The organism is Peptoniphilaceae bacterium AMB_02 (assembly GCA_036321625.1).
Taxonomy (GTDB): Bacteria; Bacillota; Clostridia; order Tissierellales; family Peptoniphilaceae; genus Microaceticoccus; species Microaceticoccus formicicus.
The window spans coordinates 892161-909204 of the sequence record CP143259.1 but is presented as its reverse complement, the minus strand read 5'-3'; the positions used below and the strand labels follow the sequence as shown (position 1 = coordinate 909204).

18 protein-coding genes are annotated in these 17044 nt (G+C 35.4%); all 18 read right to left on the bottom strand.

Going from position 1 to position 17044, the window contains the following annotated elements; genetic code table 11:
- Positions 1 to 14: 14 nt before the first annotated feature.
- Positions 15 to 1328: a replication-associated recombination protein A gene (locus tag VZL98_04365; GenBank protein ID WVH64537.1), complete on the bottom strand. Its 1314-nt coding sequence runs from the start codon at positions 1326 to 1328 to the stop codon at positions 15 to 17.
- 54 nt (positions 1329 to 1382) lie between these two features.
- A complete protein-coding gene (gene nrdR, locus VZL98_04360; GenBank protein WVH64180.1) occupies positions 1383 to 1832 on the bottom strand; it encodes a transcriptional regulator NrdR in 450 nt (149 codons plus the stop codon).
- Positions 1833 to 1841: 9 nt separating this feature from the next.
- Positions 1842 to 2894, bottom strand: coding sequence for a cell division protein FtsZ (gene ftsZ, locus VZL98_04355; GenBank protein WVH64179.1), 1053 nt, complete (start codon positions 2892 to 2894; stop codon positions 1842 to 1844).
- A gap of 253 nt (positions 2895 to 3147) precedes the next feature.
- On the bottom strand, positions 3148 to 3960 hold the full coding sequence (locus tag VZL98_04350; protein ID WVH64178.1) for an FtsQ-type POTRA domain-containing protein: 813 nt from the start codon (positions 3958 to 3960) through the stop codon (positions 3148 to 3150).
- Between the two features lie 14 nt (positions 3961 to 3974).
- Positions 3975 to 4937: a UDP-N-acetylglucosamine--N-acetylmuramyl-(pentapeptide) pyrophosphoryl-undecaprenol N-acetylglucosamine transferase gene (locus VZL98_04345; GenBank protein ID WVH64177.1), complete on the bottom strand. Its 963-nt coding sequence runs from the start codon at positions 4935 to 4937 to the stop codon at positions 3975 to 3977.
- Positions 4894 to 5073 carry a glycosyltransferase gene (locus tag VZL98_04340; protein ID WVH64176.1) on the bottom strand — a complete coding sequence of 60 codons (180 nt, stop codon included), beginning with the start codon at positions 5071 to 5073 and terminating at the stop codon, positions 4894 to 4896. Before VZL98_04340 ends, VZL98_04345 begins: the two co-directional genes overlap by 44 nt.
- A gap of 4 nt (positions 5074 to 5077) precedes the next feature.
- Positions 5078 to 6184 (bottom strand): putative lipid II flippase FtsW, encoded by a 1107-nt coding sequence (gene ftsW, locus VZL98_04335; protein ID WVH64175.1) that lies wholly within the window; start codon positions 6182 to 6184, stop codon positions 5078 to 5080.
- Positions 6185 to 6207: 23 nt separating this feature from the next.
- On the bottom strand, positions 6208 to 7548 hold the full coding sequence (gene murD / locus VZL98_04330; protein WVH64174.1) for a UDP-N-acetylmuramoyl-L-alanine--D-glutamate ligase: 1341 nt from the start codon (positions 7546 to 7548) through the stop codon (positions 6208 to 6210).
- A gap of 12 nt (positions 7549 to 7560) precedes the next feature.
- Complete coding sequence (gene mraY / locus VZL98_04325) at positions 7561 to 8526, bottom strand: phospho-N-acetylmuramoyl-pentapeptide-transferase (GenBank protein ID WVH64173.1); 966 nt, start codon at positions 8524 to 8526, stop codon at positions 7561 to 7563.
- A 67-nt stretch (positions 8527 to 8593) separates the two neighbouring features.
- Positions 8594 to 10831: a penicillin-binding transpeptidase domain-containing protein gene (locus tag VZL98_04320; protein WVH64172.1), complete on the bottom strand. Its 2238-nt coding sequence runs from the start codon at positions 10829 to 10831 to the stop codon at positions 8594 to 8596.
- Between the two features lie 2 nt (positions 10832 to 10833).
- Complete coding sequence (locus tag VZL98_04315) at positions 10834 to 11319, bottom strand: cell division protein FtsL (GenBank protein WVH64171.1); 486 nt, start codon at positions 11317 to 11319, stop codon at positions 10834 to 10836.
- Between the two features lie 67 nt (positions 11320 to 11386).
- Positions 11387 to 12319 carry a 16S rRNA (cytosine(1402)-N(4))-methyltransferase RsmH gene (gene rsmH / locus VZL98_04310; GenBank protein WVH64170.1) on the bottom strand — a complete coding sequence of 311 codons (933 nt, stop codon included), beginning with the start codon at positions 12317 to 12319 and terminating at the stop codon, positions 11387 to 11389.
- Positions 12320 to 12328: 9 nt separating this feature from the next.
- Positions 12329 to 12763, bottom strand: a complete 435-nt coding sequence (mraZ, locus tag VZL98_04305; protein WVH64536.1) for a division/cell wall cluster transcriptional repressor MraZ — start codon at positions 12761 to 12763, stop codon at positions 12329 to 12331.
- A gap of 196 nt (positions 12764 to 12959) precedes the next feature.
- Entirely contained in the window at positions 12960 to 13724 is a 765-nt protein-coding gene (lgt, locus tag VZL98_04300; GenBank protein ID WVH64169.1) for a prolipoprotein diacylglyceryl transferase, read from the bottom strand.
- 3 nt (positions 13725 to 13727) lie between these two features.
- Positions 13728 to 14372 (bottom strand): TIGR01906 family membrane protein, encoded by a 645-nt coding sequence (locus VZL98_04295; GenBank protein WVH64168.1) that lies wholly within the window; start codon positions 14370 to 14372, stop codon positions 13728 to 13730.
- Positions 14373 to 15110: a YebC/PmpR family DNA-binding transcriptional regulator gene (locus VZL98_04290; GenBank protein ID WVH64167.1), complete on the bottom strand. Its 738-nt coding sequence runs from the start codon at positions 15108 to 15110 to the stop codon at positions 14373 to 14375. It abuts the gene before it with no gap.
- A 13-nt stretch (positions 15111 to 15123) separates the two neighbouring features.
- The gene (locus VZL98_04285) at positions 15124 to 15762 is read right to left on the bottom strand and encodes a YigZ family protein (protein WVH64166.1); all 639 of its coding nucleotides are present in this window, start codon (positions 15760 to 15762) and stop codon (positions 15124 to 15126) included.
- A gap of 1 nt (position 15763) precedes the next feature.
- Positions 15764 to 17023, bottom strand: a complete 1260-nt coding sequence (gene hflX, locus VZL98_04280; GenBank protein WVH64165.1) for a GTPase HflX — start codon at positions 17021 to 17023, stop codon at positions 15764 to 15766.
- Positions 17024 to 17044: the final 21 nt, after the last annotated feature.

Below are 17044 nucleotides of genomic sequence, written 5' to 3'. Positions count from 1 at the left end.
GATCACCTACGAATTTATAATTCTTTTTTATCTTTATCATAATTTATCAAATCCTTTTCAATTCCATTATAATTCTGCTTATAAAACTTTATGTCTTTAATTTTTTCAGGAAGATAAACCTGATTTACATATCCCTTAGAATAATCATGTGGATATTTGTACTCTATTCCATGACCTAAATCTTTTGCTCCGGTATAATGGGCATCTCTTAGATGAAGTGGTATTGGCTGATATTCATCCTGATTTAAAAACTCGAGTGCTTCATCAATAGCCAGATAGGCTGAGTTTGATTTAGGTGCCAATGCTAAATAAATCGTCGCTTCCGCAAGCGGTATCCTGCCTTCAGGCATACCTATTTTTTCTACAGCATTAAATGTAGACACTGCAATATTGAGTGCATTTGGATCTGCAAGTCCGATATCCTCTGCTGCCGATATAATAAGCCTCCTTGCTATAAACCTCGGATCCTCTCCACCTGCAATCATACGAGCCAAGTAATAGATACTTGCATCGACATCGCTTCCCCTTATGCTTTTAATAAATGCGGATACGGTATTATAATGATCGTCTCCATCATGGTCATATATGGCAGCTTTAACTTGAACGGATTCTCTAATATCTTCTCCTGTAATTCTACTAGTGCCGTCTTCGATTTTAGAGGTCAGCGCTGCAATTTCAAGTCCATTTAGAGCAACTCTTGCATCCCCGTTTGCTATTATCTTCAGATACTCAAGTGCATCGCTTTCAAGTTCTATGCTTAATTTACTGAGTATTTCGTCTTCTGCTATGGCTTTTTTTATAATCGACTCTATATTCTGTGTTGAGAGTGGTTTTAGTTCAATTACTTGGCATCTTGAAAGAAGTGCTTTGTTTACACTGAAAAACGGATTTTCAGTGGTTGCACCTATTAGAGTCAGAAGTCCTTTTTCAACATGAGGCAGAAGAGCATCTTGCTGGGTTTTGTTAAATCTATGAATTTCATCAATAAAAAGTATAGTACTCTTATTGTATATCCCAAGATTGTCTTCAGCTCTTTTAACCACTTCTCTTATTTCTTTTATTCCTGAAGTTACAGCCGACAGTTTTTCAAACTCTGCATTGATGGTATTGGCAATAATATTTGCTAGGGTTGTTTTCCCAGTACCCGGAGGTCCATAAAATATCATAGAGTTTATATTTCCTATCTCCAATAATCTGGTAAGATGTTTTCCTCTCCCAATTATATGTGATTGACCGAAGTAATCTTCAATTCCGGTCGGTCTCATTCTATCAGCTAGAGGGGCACGTTTATTTAAATTTTTTTCTTTATTCAAACTGAATAGATCCATTAAATCACCACCAAAACAAGCTATGCCAAATATCTTTAGCATAGCATTTATCCGTCATTCTTTCAAGTTTTCTAATTCATCGTAAAAACCGCTTACATCTTGAAACTCTCTATAAACAGAAGCAAATCTTACATAAGCTACCTTGTCCAGCTCTTTTAACTTATCCATTACCATCTCGCCAATAACAGTAGAACTTACTTCTCTCTGATTTAAATTATTTAAATCTCTCTCTATTTCATCTGTAGCAGTATCAATACTGTCTACACTGACCGGCCTTTTTTCACAAGACCTTAACATTCCATTGAAAATCTTATTCCTATCAAACGGCTCTCTCGTATCATCTTTCTTTATTACAATAAGAGGTACTTCTTCATACCTTTCATAGGTTGTAAACCTCTTATTGCATTTTAAACAAGATCTTCTTCTTCTAATTGAAACATTGTCGTCTGTAGGTCTTGAATCTACTACTTTAGTGTCCGGATTATTGCAATATGGACATTTCATTTAATTCACCTAAAATTCTCGTCTTTTTAAAAATGTTGGAATATCTATATCATTATCACTTTCTGCTTCTTTTTTAGCTTCTTTTGTAGTATTTACCACAGGTTTCTCAGGATCAAATCCCGTAGCAATAACTGTTATCTTAATATCGTCTTTCAATGATTCATCGATTCCTGCACCAAAGATTATATTAGCATCTTTGTCTACTGATTCTCGAATAAGATCTGCTGCTTCGTTGATTTCAAAAATACCAAGCTCTGAGCCTGTAACATTTATTAGTACAGATTTTGCTCCGTCAATTGAAGTTTCAAGAAGCGGACTCTTTATAGCAGTCTTAGCAGCTTCAACAGCCCTATTTTCTCCACTTGCAGTTCCTATTCCCATATGTGCAATTCCTTGATTGTACATTATAGACTTAACATCTGCGAAGTCAAGGTTGATTAGATTCGGTACTGCTATTAAGTCAGATATACCTTGGATACCATGCATAAGAACTTCATCGGCCATCTCGAAAGCTTCAACCATAGTAGTTCTCTTCTCAGCAATTTGTAAAAGTCTGTCATTAGGTATAGTAACCAATGTGTCGACCTTCTCTTTTAATAGTTCCACGCCTTGTTCAGCTTGTATTTGTCTTTTTCTACCTTCAAAAGAAAATGGTTTTGTAACAATTCCCACAGTAAGTATGCCAAGTTCTTTTGCTACCTCTGCAACAACAGGTGCTGCTCCTGTACCGGTACCTCCACCCATTCCTGCTGTTATAAATACCATGTCGGAACCATTTAGTACATCAGCTATTTCATTCTTACTTTCTTCAGCTGCCTTTGCTCCTACTGAAGGGTCACCACCTGCACCTAATCCTCTGGTAAGTTTGGTACCTATTTGTAATCTTACATCTGCATTTGACGAATCCAACACTTGTTTGTCTGTGTTGACAACTACAAACTCTACACCTTTTAAACCACTCGAAATCATTCTTTGCAGTGCATTGTTTCCACCGCCACCTACGCCTATTACTTTAATTTTTGCCAAATCATTAGAATAAACTTCCATATCAAACATTGTCATGTTCACACTCCCTCTCGATCCAATATCTAAAATATTCGTTTTTTACTTTACATTGAAGATTATATCAGAATATTTTTTTCATTTCCAATTTGAAAACCTAAAAAACACTAAAAAAGCCTGTTTTATCGCTATAAACAGGCTTTTTGTCGATTTTGTTGTATTTATAATACATTGGGCTCTTTGTTTAAATTTAGCCATCTTTTCAGCTAAACGAAATCGAATATAAACATCTTGTATTTAAAATACGAAGTTATTAATCCGTGACTATTACGGGGTTTGAAGTGCCATTTAATATGATTTCTTTCGATTTAATACCTTTGGACTTCAAGTCAACCATGATTTTTTCAATCAACGAAAATTTGTAGTCCAAATCATCAATCTTTCCAAAATCTATTATTGTATCTTGATTTACTTTCATCTTTAAATCCTTGATTTTGTTGCCAAAGTCAATTTCTCTAGTTACATTTACCAATTCCTGGTCAATAAGTTTTTTTATGAATTCCAACTCGTTTTTATCTTCTGATACTTTATAACCAATTGCAAGAGTTGAATATGACGCATTTGATATCTTTATTAGTTTATTTTTGTCCTCTTCTTTTAGTTGAGGTTCATGTCTATTTATATTCATATCTCCGGTTACTATTAAATAACCTTTATCAACATGAATATAACCAAAATCACTTGACTCGGACAGTGTAATTTTTAGAGTGTCGGGAAGTATCTTAGTAGTCTTGACATTTGATATATTATCAAGTGCCTCGACTTTTGCACTTACTGTAGATGCATCCAATTTAAGGATGTTTTGATTCTTGGCTACGGCAGCAGCTTCTATTATCTGTTCGTCAGTAACCAGTTTATTCCCACTGACTATAATATTGTCAATAGTAAAATAGGGATGAGTATAACCTAAGTACAATCCTATAAGGATGAGTCCTGCTATTAACAGAACTGAAGTCCCCATAATCCATAAAAAGGATCTGGGTTTCCTTTTTTTATCTGCTACATGTTCATCACGTATTTTTCTATTTGACAAATCACTTTCATCATATTTTTTCTTCTTAAACATACGAGTCCACCCTCTTATTTAATAAGCGAAAATGCTAAATCGGCAATATCTGACGTTGCATCGGGATTTCCTAATTTTCTGGCATTTTCTCCCATTATCGCCAATGTATTCTCATCTTTAAGTATATCTTCTATTTTATTATACAATACTTCTGAATTTAAATCATCCTCAAGTATCATTTCACTGGCACCAATTTCCACATACAATCTCGCATTATACTCCTGGTGATTTTCGGTAGTATATGCTTTAGGTATCAATATGCTAGGCAATCCAAGTAGCGAAATCTCTGCTAGAGTTATAGCTCCCGAACTGGCAATTGTCAAATCTGAAATATCATAAGCTTTGCTAATATCGTGTATATACGGTTCAATTCTTATACCGTCCATATCAGCCACATTTATCTTTTCACAAAAACTCTTATAATGATTTTCTCCCGTCGCATGGAGTAGTTGGAAATTTAAATTTCCCGATTTTTCAATTATCATTTGTGCAATGGCATCATTCAGTTCCTCTGAGCCATTACTTCCTCCAAAAGAAAATACAACGGGTTTATCTGAATTTAGACTGTATTTATTATAAGAAGCTTCAGATTTTGTAATTCTATCCAATGCAGCTCTGATTGGATTACCTGTTACTCTTACTCTATCAGGATGCTTGAAATAAGTCTTTGAGCTTTCATATGTAACAGCAACAGTATTAACAAATCTGGATAGGATTCTATTGGTAAGTCCGGGAAGGCTGTTTTGCTCATGAATCATAGTCTTGTAGCCCTTTATTGCTGCACGAAACAATACAGGACCGCTTACGAATCCTCCGGTACCAATTACCAAATCGGGTTTAAAACTATCTATCAATTTTCCTGCCTGTCTTAGCCCTATTAACAACTCTTTTAAGGCAATAAATGATTTTTTATTTAGTCTCCTTGGAAGTCCTTTAACTCTTATTGCTTCCAAATCGAAGACCCAGTTTTTTAGCAATTTTTTCTTCCATGGAATCAGCAGTACCTATATAAAGGATTTCGGAACTCGGATCTCTTCGTCTTATCTCCTCCAGTATTGCAACTGCAGGATAAATATGACCACCGGTTCCTCCACCACTTATTATCAGTTTCATATTGTCACCTTCTCTTTGTCTTGAATTTAGATATGTTTAATAGAATTCCCACCATCCCCATTGTAACTACCAGTGAAGTTCCACCATAACTTACAAAAGGTAAAACCAAGCCGGTCGGAGGAATTAATCCAAAAGATACGCCCATATTAATTAAAGCTTGAAGTCCAATTATCATAGTGATACCCGCAGCTAACAATCTTCCGAATTCATCGCCGCATTCTACCGATATTTCAAGACCCCTTTTAATGAACATTAAAAACATGAAAATTATAAATAGAGATCCTAAAAAACCCAATTCTTCAGCTATAATTGCAAAAATAAAGTCATTGTGTGATTCAGACAGGTATAGGTACTTCTGTCTGCTTTTACCAAGTCCTAAACCGAAAAATCCTCCACTGCTCACTGCAAATAATGCTTGTGAGAGCTGCCAACCCTTGTCTAAATAATCATTTAGAGGGTTTAGAAAAATTTTTATCCTCTCAATCCTATAGGCATTTTTCTCACCTACAAATAGCATAAATCCGCCAGCAATTGCAACTGGAATAATCACAAGAAAATATCTTAAGTTCATCCCACTCAATAAGTACATCGCGCCCAATGCAAGAGTTATGGTAATTGTCGTTGATAGATTAGGTTGTAAATATACGGGTAAAACCGATAGACCAATTATGGCTATTACAACCAAAAAACCGGTTTTAAAATCATTTTTGCTGTTCTTTTTTAAAGTTAAAAACAATGCCATCAGCATAATCGAAGCTACCTTCATAAAATCTGAAGGCATGAAACTTATAGGTCCGACAGCGAGCCACCTTCTTGCAAAAGTATCATAAGATTTTCCAAGCGGTGTGAATAGCAGTAAACATAATAATAATGCTCCGGGGTACAAAATTAAGACCAATTTCCTGTATATTTTATAATCAATAAAAGAAGCCCCAATCATAATAACAAATCCTAAGAGCGCATAAAACAATTGTCTTTGTGCAAAATAATACGGTTTTTGACCTATATCTATTGCATAAGGCCAACTGGAGCTGTATACCATAACCACTCCTATTGCGAGCAGTATGATGACTATGGTCAGTAGTTTTATATCTAATTTTGTCTTTTGCATAAAATCACCCGAATCGTTAAAGATTACAGCGCTTTAACATTATTTTTAAAATCTACCCCACGCTCTTCAAAATTGTTATACATTCCCCAACTGGCACAAGCAGGAGACAATAAAACAGAATCACCAGGCTTAGAAAGCTCTTGACACTTTTTAACCGCTGACATCATATTATCTACGATAAAAATATTCTCATAACCTGCATTTAATGCTGCACTTTTTATCTTCTCTGCAGTTTCCCCCATTAAAACCAGGGCTTTTACCTTATTATTAAAATTCTCTATCAGTTCATCAAATTCTATTTTTTTATCATATCCGCCTGCAATGAGTATAATTTTACTTTCAAATGCATTTAGTGCGTTAATCGTTGCATCTACGTTGGTTCCCTTGGAGTCATTATAGTATTTTGTACCTTGTACTTCTCGTACAAATTCAATCCTATGTTCTACTCCTTTGAAGTTATTTACAGCGTTTCTGATTGTACTTTTATCAATTCCCGCACTTGTACAAATTCCGATAGCCATTAGCACATTTTCTAAATTGTGTTTCCCTAATAGGGGAATTTCTTTGACTTCCATGACGCAGGAATCATCTTCATTATTAATAATTTTTCCATCTTTGACAAAAATTCCATCGATTTCATTTTCTTTGCTTACATATAGTACCTTTGCATCAGTTTCTATATTCAAATCTTTCAAGTACTTATCGTCATAGTTTAAAACTACTACATCATTTTTATCAGCATTCTTTAAAATTTTTAGTTTTGATTCTTTATATGCATCATAACTGCCATGCCAATCCAAGTGATCAGGGGTTATATTGATAATACCCGCTATGTTTGCTCTAAAGTCAACAGTATCTTCAAGTTGAAAACTCGAACATTCAATAATATAAAAGTCGTCAGGACGATTATTTTCAAAAACAGGTAACATGCCTATGCCGATATTGCCTGCGATATGTGCCTTATGTTTAGAACTGTTTATAATCTCTCCTACCAAAGCTGTTGTCGTGGTCTTACCATTGGTTCCGGTTATTGCAATAATCTTTCTATCTCCATATAGTTGATAGACCAACTCTAAATCGGACATCAGTGGAATACCGGCCTCCCTAACAGCTACTACAAATTCATTGTTAGGATGTATGCCCGGACTTTTAATACAATAATCTGGCTTTATTTTTAGAATTTCTTCTGTAGTTTTTATTTCCGTCAAATTCAAATCCGTTAGTCTAGGATTTTTACTAATTATCTCATCGTACTTAAAATCTTGTACATAAATCTTTGCAGCTTTTTTATGCAGAGTTTCAGCTGCAGAAATACCTGTAATACCAAAACCAAGTATTAGTATTTTCTTGTCTTGTAGTATCATTTTGAATCTCCGTTAAAAGTATAGTATTGTTGAAAGTAAAACTGCAATAGTACTTACTACAGTGAATGCAGTTACAATTTTCTGTTCATTATGTCCTTTCAATTCATAGTGATGGTGTATAGGACTCATAAGGAACACACGTTTCTTATTCCTCGTCTTGTAGCTGATGACCTGTATAATGACCGATCCTGCTTCAATTACATAGATTATTCCAAATATCGGAAGGAATAGTGTTGTATTGGTAATAATTGCAAGTCCTGCAATTGCTCCACCAATCGTCATCGAACCGGTATCTCCCATAAATACGGATGCTTTATTTGAGTTGTATACTAAGAATCCTAATATTGCGCCAAGCAGTACCAAAATAAAACTTTGAATGCTTGTCATTCCCAACCCCATGGCAACTACAAATAAAAATGGCAGTATCGGTACAGTGACTGAGCTGAGGAGTCCATCAAGTCCATCCGTAAGATTTACAGCATTTACTGTACCTATTAATAAAAACGGAAAATAAATATATGCAAATAAACCCAAACCCAAATCATAATTGATGAAAGGAACTCTTATTATACTAAAACCCGTCGGATTATATCTTTTTAATAGCATCATCATAATAATACTGAATACTATTTGTAGAAGTATCTTTTGTTTGGCGTCCAGCCCCATTGATCTCTTTAAGATAAGTCCTAAAAAGTCGTCAATAAAACCTACTGCACCAAAACAAAAAGTCGATATAAGGACTATTATTAAAGGTAAATCAAAATCCCTGGCTATAAACAAACCGATAATCAAAGTAAGTCCTATGATAACTCCCCCCATAGTAGGAGTACCCTGTTTCGCAAGATGAGACTGTGGTCCATCATCTCTAATATTTTGACCTATACGCTGTTTTCTTAAAATGGGAATAATAAATCTCCCAAGAATAATCGATGTCGTAATCGACATTAAAATTGTTATTGCTATGTTATTAATATCCATAAAAAACCTCCAAAAGTATTATAACATATATATATTTCAATGACTTAATTGAAATATTTTTATTTAACTAATCTTCCGGTTTATCTTCCTGAGTATCATTTTCTATAGAATTTGATTCAGTACTGGAATTATCGTCATCTGTATTTGATACAGTACTAAATTCAACAGTTGATTCAGGATCTACCAGAGTTCCTTCTAATGGAGATTGTGTTTGTATTACACCTTCAGTTTCATTACTTGCGTATTTGATACCAAGTCTGTCTAGCAGCTGCTTGGCTTCTGAAGCATCCATTCCCACTAATTTCGGCATCTGTATCCACTGCATTCCTGTTTCATCACTCATAAGGTCTATTATCGAACCATATGGTAATAACTCTCCAGCTTCAGGAGCTTGACTTGATACCAAGGACTCTTTATTCATATTTGGATTGACTACAAAATGCTGGAATCCAAGGTCTTTTAGAACTTGAACTGCTCTACTTAGAGGCATGCCTACTACATATGGTATTTCCACATTGCCGTCTGTATGCTCATCTATAGGCTCAGTAGGCAGATAACCTTTCAGGTCTATGATTCCCTTTATTATATTTCTTACAAGCGGTGCAGACACTACATTACCGCTACTTGCTCCATGAGGCTCATCTACCACGGCTAAGACTATGAATTCCGGATCTTCCGCAGGGAAAATTCCGATATATGATGCTACAGTAGTCTCATTTTCATACTTTCCGTCTACAAATTTTACACTTGTACCGGTTTTTCCTCCAATTTTATAACCCGGTATCTTTGCACCGTCGGCAGTCCCATGCTCTACTCCATGTTCCATCATATATCTCATTTTTTCTGAAGTTTTTTCAGAGATAACCTGTCTTTTAAATTGATGAGGAACGATTAATTTTTCCTGTGTGTTTACATCTATAACTTCTTTTACGATTCTAGGTGTATAGAGTTTCCCGCCGTTAACTACAGCAGATATTGCAGATATCATCTGTATCGGTGTTACAGCTATACCGTGACCATAAGACATGGTTGCCAGCTGCGGTAAATTTATTGCACTGGCAGCTTCCGGAATCAGTCCTTCTGCTTCAGCAGGCAATCTTATTCCGGTAGGTTTTCCAAAACCAAAATCCCTTATATACTTGTACATCTTCTCATGCCCCAATTCCCTAGCCATTTGGATAAATGCCGGATTACATGAATGGTCCATAGCTTCTACAAGATTTTGTTCTCCATGGGGATCGTACCATCTATAACATTTTAGAACCACACCCGGTATATCGGTAACTATACCATTACAATGATACACAGAGTCATCAGTTGCAGTCCCTTCTTCTACAGCTGCTGCTGCGGTAATAAACTTAAATACAGAGCCGGGTTCATATATATCATTTACGGCAAAGCTTCTCCATATATTGAAATATGTTTGAAGCAGCTCTTCTTCGGAATACTCTTTCCATTTATTTTCTTCTTCACTGGTTCTCGCTTTTCTTGGATTATTGGGATCATATTTTGGAAGATTCTCAAGAGCGAGTACATCACCGTCTTTAGGATTCATTACCAAGATGGTTAGTTTCTTTGGTCTATATTTGTCATAGGTTTCTTTTGCAAATCTTGTCGCAAGTTCTTGTATCCTATCGTCTATAGTTAAAACTATGTCCGACCCTTCTCTGGCATTGTGTTTTTCGAAGTCCTCATATGGTATTATGTCTCCAAATGGAGAAACCGAGGCAATATTCAATCCACTCTTTCCATATAACTCGGAATCAAAGCTTCTTTCTACGCCATAAGAACCATGATTTTGATGATCCAAAAATCCTAGCACATATGGTGCAAATTCGCCTGCCGGATAGAATCTACTTGTTTCAGGTGCAATAGAGACTCCTCTGATTTTGGCCGCCTTTATTTTATCAGTCTGCTCATTACTGAGTTTGTTGGCAACCCTAACCATTTCATCACCTTCCATAAGTCTCAATAAATCCTCTTGTCTCTTATCCAGCACTTCAGCAAGGAATGCGGAAGTACTCTGTTTATTTTCTATTTCTTTTGGAAGAATAAATAATGTATTAATTTTTACGGAGATGGCAAGCGGATTCATGTTTGAGTCGTAAATTTTCCCTCTTGTAGGTGCAATTTCTACGACTGATTTCCTTTGTTCCAATGCCTTTTGTTTGTATTCATCGCCTCCAAATATTTGAAGGCTTAAAAGTCTTCCCACAAAAACTAATGCCATAATAACAATTATGGCATATACAGAATTCACTCTTTTTTTGTAGTTTGGTTTCTTAGATCCTTTATTAAAGTTCATAATTACTCCTCATTAAAAACACCAAAGAGTGCAGAAAAGAATGATTTAAAAGCTCCAATGGTATCCGATGTATCTGCATTTGCAGTTTTTACTTCAGTATAGCCGGATTCAATTTTAACATGTTGCTGAGATTTAGGATAGTCCATACCCAGGTTTATCTTTGCTAATGTTTCAATTCTAGCTGTTGCTTTATACGGTTCTAATTGGATAATTAAGTAATCTCTTTTGGTTTTTAATTCTTCTACTTCTTTATTTAATACTTTTACTTGACTGTTCAATTCGGTTATTTTTGTATACCGCATCAGTACCAACATAGTCATGACGATGATTATACTACCCAATGTAGAGAAGATCAAGAACTTTTTTAAGTTTGATTTTTTTATATTCCTGTTCATTTCATTGAAATTATTAACATCATTGATGACTTTTATCTGCTTGCTTCTTATTTGGCTCTGCTTTTCATTTCTTTCTCTAACGGCAAGTCCCATGATCCTCCTCCTTACATTTTAAGTAAATAAATTTCCATTCTATTGAGCTCTTATGTATTTTAGTGCTCTAGACTTTTTCTGCGATTCTAAGCTTAGCTGATTTTGAACGTGGATTTTGCCTAAGCTCTTTATTCGACGCAATAATTGGCTTTCGGTTGATTAGCTTTAGTGATCTTTTGTGGTTACATACACAAACAGGAAAATCACTCGGACAAATACAACCTGTATTCAGTTCTCTAAATATATTCTTTACTATTCTATCTTCTAGTGAGTGGAATGTAATTATCGCAATTCTACCACCCGGTTTAATCATTTTTACTATTTTCGGTATGGTAGATGACAGTACATCCAGCTCTTTATTGACCTCTATTCTAATTGCCTGGAAAATCCTCTTAGCAGGATGCCCACCTTTGGAGCGAACTGAAGCAGGGACAGCTCTATCTATAATAGCGACTAAGTCCATAGTAGTTTCGATTGCTCGTTCCTTTCTTTCTTCGACTATGAACTCAGCAATTCTTCTCCCCCATTTTTCTTCGCCATACTTCCAGAAAATATCTTCTAACTCTTCTTTGGTGTATTCATTTATGACATAGCTCGCTGAAAACCTACTTCTATTATCCATTCGCATATCTAATGGCGCATTCATTCTATATGAGAAACCTCTTGATCCTTGATCAATCTGATACGAAGAAACACCTATGTCCATTAAAACACCGTCTACCTTCCCTACTTCCAGCTCCTTTAAAATATCAACAGCATTTTCAAAATTTGAATGCACTGCTTTAAATGCATCTCCAAATTCACTAAGTCTTTTTGAAGCATATTCTATTGCATCACGATCTTGGTCCAGACCGATAAGCATACCTTTATCCAGTCGCTTTAAAATCTCGTAGGAGTGTCCTCCACCCCCAAGAGTGCAGTCCAGGTATATACCGTCACTTTTTATATTTAAGCCGGCAATTGTTTCATCTAGCAATACCGGTATATGATTGAAAGACATAATTACCTCCTAAATATTCAAATCGGCCATTTTTTCAGTTAAAGTATCGTAATTGAGGAAATCATCGTCATTGTAATTTTCCCAATTCTCTTTAGACCATATCTCTATTCGTTTTGCTACTCCTATAATGTAAACTTCCTTATCTATATTTGCGTATTCTCTAAGATTTGGAGGCAATAGTATCCTACCTTGTTTATCGGGTTCTATATTACTCGCCCCTGCATAAAATAATCTGGCAAAACCCCTAGCTTCTTTTCTGCTAAGTTGGTTCATTGAATTTATTCTGGTAGCAAGTTCTTCCCACTCTTCATTATCGAAAATAAAAAGACAATTCTCCATGCCTTTTGTGACATAGAAACTAGGCCCCAAGCTTTCTCGAAACTTGGAAGGCATTATAACTCTACCCTTTGAATCCATACTGTGTTGATATTCACCTATAAACATGGAATCATCCTCTTTTGGAATTGTTACCCACTTTCTACCACTTTCTACCACTTGTATATATATTACCCCAAATTCAAGATAAATACAAGTCTTTTTTTACTTTAATCAGATAAATTTTCCAAATAAAAAAGTCTTTAAATCAGCCGATTTAAAGACTTTTTATATTTTTATTGAATTGGTGGTGGTAAGTGGTGGTTTAATTTTTAATTTTATTTTCAAGTTTTAATTTGTTACGACTATAAAACCATAAAAATACTCCAAGTATTATCCCTGCTATACTTACCAATTGAGATACTCTGAAACCTATAAAATATAGACTATCGGTTCTAAGTCCCTCAACAAAAAACCTTAATATGCCATAAAGTACAAGGTATATCGCAGATATTTCTCCTATATATTTTTGACGTTTTCTTGCGAAGTAAAACAGAAAAGCAAATATTATTGCATCTCCGATTGATTCATATAAAAATGTAGGATGATAACCCACACCATCAATAATCACCGCCCAAGGCAAATCAGTTTGATATCCATGGGCTTCCTGGTTTATGAAATTACCCCATCTTCCTATTGCTTGTCCTAATGCAAGCGAAGGTACTGTAATGTCCGCCATTTCAATAAATGAAATCTTTTTTATTCTGCATACTATATATGCCGTAAGGAAAGCTGCGATAATTCCTCCATAGATTGCAAGTCCACCGCCTCTAATATTTAAAATTTGAATCGGATTGTCCTTGAACTGATTCCATTCAAAAGCTACATAGTAAAGTCTTGCTCCAACTATCGACAATGGCAGTGCCCAAATTAGGACATCCATTAAATTATCAGGATTTACTCCTCTACGCCTTGCATCTCTTTCCGCCAAATAAATTCCTAGCAGCATACCTAGACCGATTAGGACGGCATACCACATTATTTCTATTCCAAATAGCGTAAACGCTACTCTATCAACTGTAGGACTCATTTTTTAACCTCTCTTTTTTATTACATTAAATATTACGAAAAACAAAATATGCACAGACGCCAAAGCGGTAACGAATCCCATAAGAATTTTATATACCATCTCCATAAAAAAGTTTTGAGGAAGCATCCTGATCATCATATCGGTTTCCGGATTTAATAACCACAAATCATTATCGAAGAAAATATGATGAAATTTTATGAAACTTTCTGAAAAATCAGAAAGAATCAATAGAGCCAGAACCGCTCCCAAACCCCAAACAAATAACATCGTAATGGAAGAAGTCTTAAAAGTACTCTCTGCCCCATATCTGTATATAGAAAAGGCAATAAGTAACGCAGCTATTACTACCAGTGCAATTCTAACTGTCCTTCCAAGTTCAAAAAGCTTGAATACATCTTCCATATGTGTTATCTCACGAGTATTAAAATGCTTCTCTAATAAATTATTTTCACCGGTTTTTAGATATTGAATCAGATCGGAATTTACAGTATTCAGTGCTTCCACACTTAGTCCTGCTTCCTTAGCAATATCGTTTCTGTTTTGAAAATTTTTATAAAATTTCTCATTCCCGGAATAGTAGTCCAAACTTGTCAACAATAATACCAATGACAAGGACAAACACATTATGAAACTTAGTACATACTTCAATTATTCCACGCTTTCAGGTTCATTCCAGTTATGATAAACATCTTGTACATCGTCATTGTCTTCAAGTGCATCAATCATTTTTTCCATATTCTTAATATTTTCTTCTGAATTGATATCATTGTAATTAGATGGAAGGTAGTATAATTCGGCCTTTAAAAACTCATGTCCGGCAGCTGAAAGTGTATCTCTAGCACTTGAAAAATCATCTGTAGCCGTAACCACTTCAAAGATACCGTCTTCAGAAGTGAAGTCCTCAGCTCCTGCTTCCAGAGCCTCCATCATAAATTCCTCTTCATCCAATTTTTCTCCATCTAAAACCAAAAGACCTTTTCTTTCAAACATATATGAAACAGATCCGGTCTGACCTAGATTTCCGCCGTACTTATCAAAAGCATGTCTCACATCAGCAGCAGTTCTATTTCTGTTGTCAGTTAAACAGCTTACCAATACAGCTGTTCCTTCAGGTCCGTATCCTTCATAGATAACTTCTTCAAAATTATCTGAATCAGCATCTCCGGCAGCTTTTTTCAGTGCTCTTTCGATATTGTCATTAGGCATATTTTCAGCTTTAGCTTTTTCTATTGCTGTTTTAAGTGACGAATTGTATTCAGGATCAATTCCTCCCTCTCTTGCAGCGACGATAATCATCCTGGCAAGTTTTGTAAAAACCTTACCTCTTTTTGCATCTTCTTTGCCTTTTTTGTTTTTAATAGTACTCCATTTATTATGTCCAGCCATTATTATCTCCTCACTATATTATTTTGCCATTTAGTATTGATAGATATTCACTATCTATAATTTCAGAACTGATATTTCCGCTCGTAAGTTCCAGCATATCTTCTAAAAAAGAATCGTATTTTTCTACATCCATATATAGGATAATATCCACATCTTCTAAAAAAACCTTCTCCAGGATTTTAATTTCTGCATTGTTTAAATAGTTTTCTATTACCCCAAGATTTGAGTAGTCCAGCTTTAGTTTCACTCTATAATGCATAATCTTGTCTACAATTACAGATTTTTCCAAGGCAATTTTACATCCGGTTGTGTAAGCTCTAACCAGTCCGCCTTTACCTAGTAGCACACCGCCAAAGTATCTGGTAACAACCACACAAACATTTGTAAGACCCTCGTTCATAAGAGTAGTCAGTATGGGCATTCCTGCAGTATGCGAAGGCTCACCGTCATCAGAAAACCTCTGTACATTCTTTCCTATTACATATGCATAACAATTATGAGTTGCAGTCTTGTGCAGTTCCTTTATTTCATTAATAAAATCATTCGCTTCTTCCTCTGTCTCTACAGGTTTGCAATACCCGATAAACCTGGATTTTTCTATTATTACCTCATCCTCACCATAGGAATCTACCGACTTGTACTTTTCAGACATACTATATCACATACCTTTCAAGCTTGTCATAATCATCTCTGTTTATCATTATACGCATCTGCATTCCATTATCAACAGATTTTTTTATCTGAGGTTTATATTTTTCTATTATTTGATTTATCAAAGCAGGTTCAGAATACGGTATAATTATTTCTACCTCAATCGAATCTTGATTTAATACACTATCTATACTCTGAAGCAGTTTTTCTATTCCGGCATCCTCAAGAGCCGAAATATATATTACTTCATTTTCTGAATTTTTAGAATTTAAAAGAAGATCATCTCCTACCAGGTCCATCTTATTATAGACCTCAATAATCGGTATACCGCCAATTTTTAAATCTTCAATAGTCTCATTTATTGCACTTTTTTGTCTATCCAGGCTTTCTGTCGATGCATCTAAAACTATGAGGATTAAATCTGCATACTTAATCTCCTCTAAGGTACTTTTAAAAGCCTCTATCAGATTGACAGGGATATCTCTGATTAGTCCTACGGTATCAGCAAGTATAAAGGACTCGTGTTCTTCAGGCATAATGCGTATATGCCTGGTGTCCAGTGTTGCAAATAGTCTGTCATCAGCATATACTTTTTTATCTGCACTTCTTCCTGTATATTCTATTAACCGATTCATAATAGTCGATTTTCCTGCATTTGTATATCCTAATAAAGCCACGACGGGAAGTTCTGAAGATTTTCTCTGTTTTCTCGTTATCTCCCTATTATCAACTTGCTTTTTTAGTCTGGCTTTTATTGATGCAATCTCTCTTCTGATATGTCTTCTATCCGTTTCAAGTTTTTGTTCCCCGGGACCTCTTGTCCCTATTCCTCCGCCGGTTCTACTTAGGTAATTTCTATAACCGACTAATCGCGGCAACCGGTAATTGGCTTGAGCAAGCTCAACTTGTAAAACGGATTCGACACTTTTTGCCCTGAGAGCAAATATATCCAAAATAAGATTTGTTCTATCGATTATCTTCTTGCCTATTACATCCTCGAGGTTTTTTATCTGGGATCCCGAAAGTTCATGGTTAATTATAACCGTGTCAATCTCCATGTTTTCAGCCAACTCTCCAATCTCTACAGCTTTACCACTTCCGATAAAGGTTTTGGAATCTATCCTGTCTGCTGATTGATCGACCCTTCCAAGTACTTCTGCTCCGGCGCTCTCTGCCAAAGCCTCAAGTTCCTGCATGGAATCCTCATATGAATGCCTGTTCTCCGGCATTTTTAAACCTACAATTAATACTTTTTCACTCATTCTCTCACATCCATACATAAT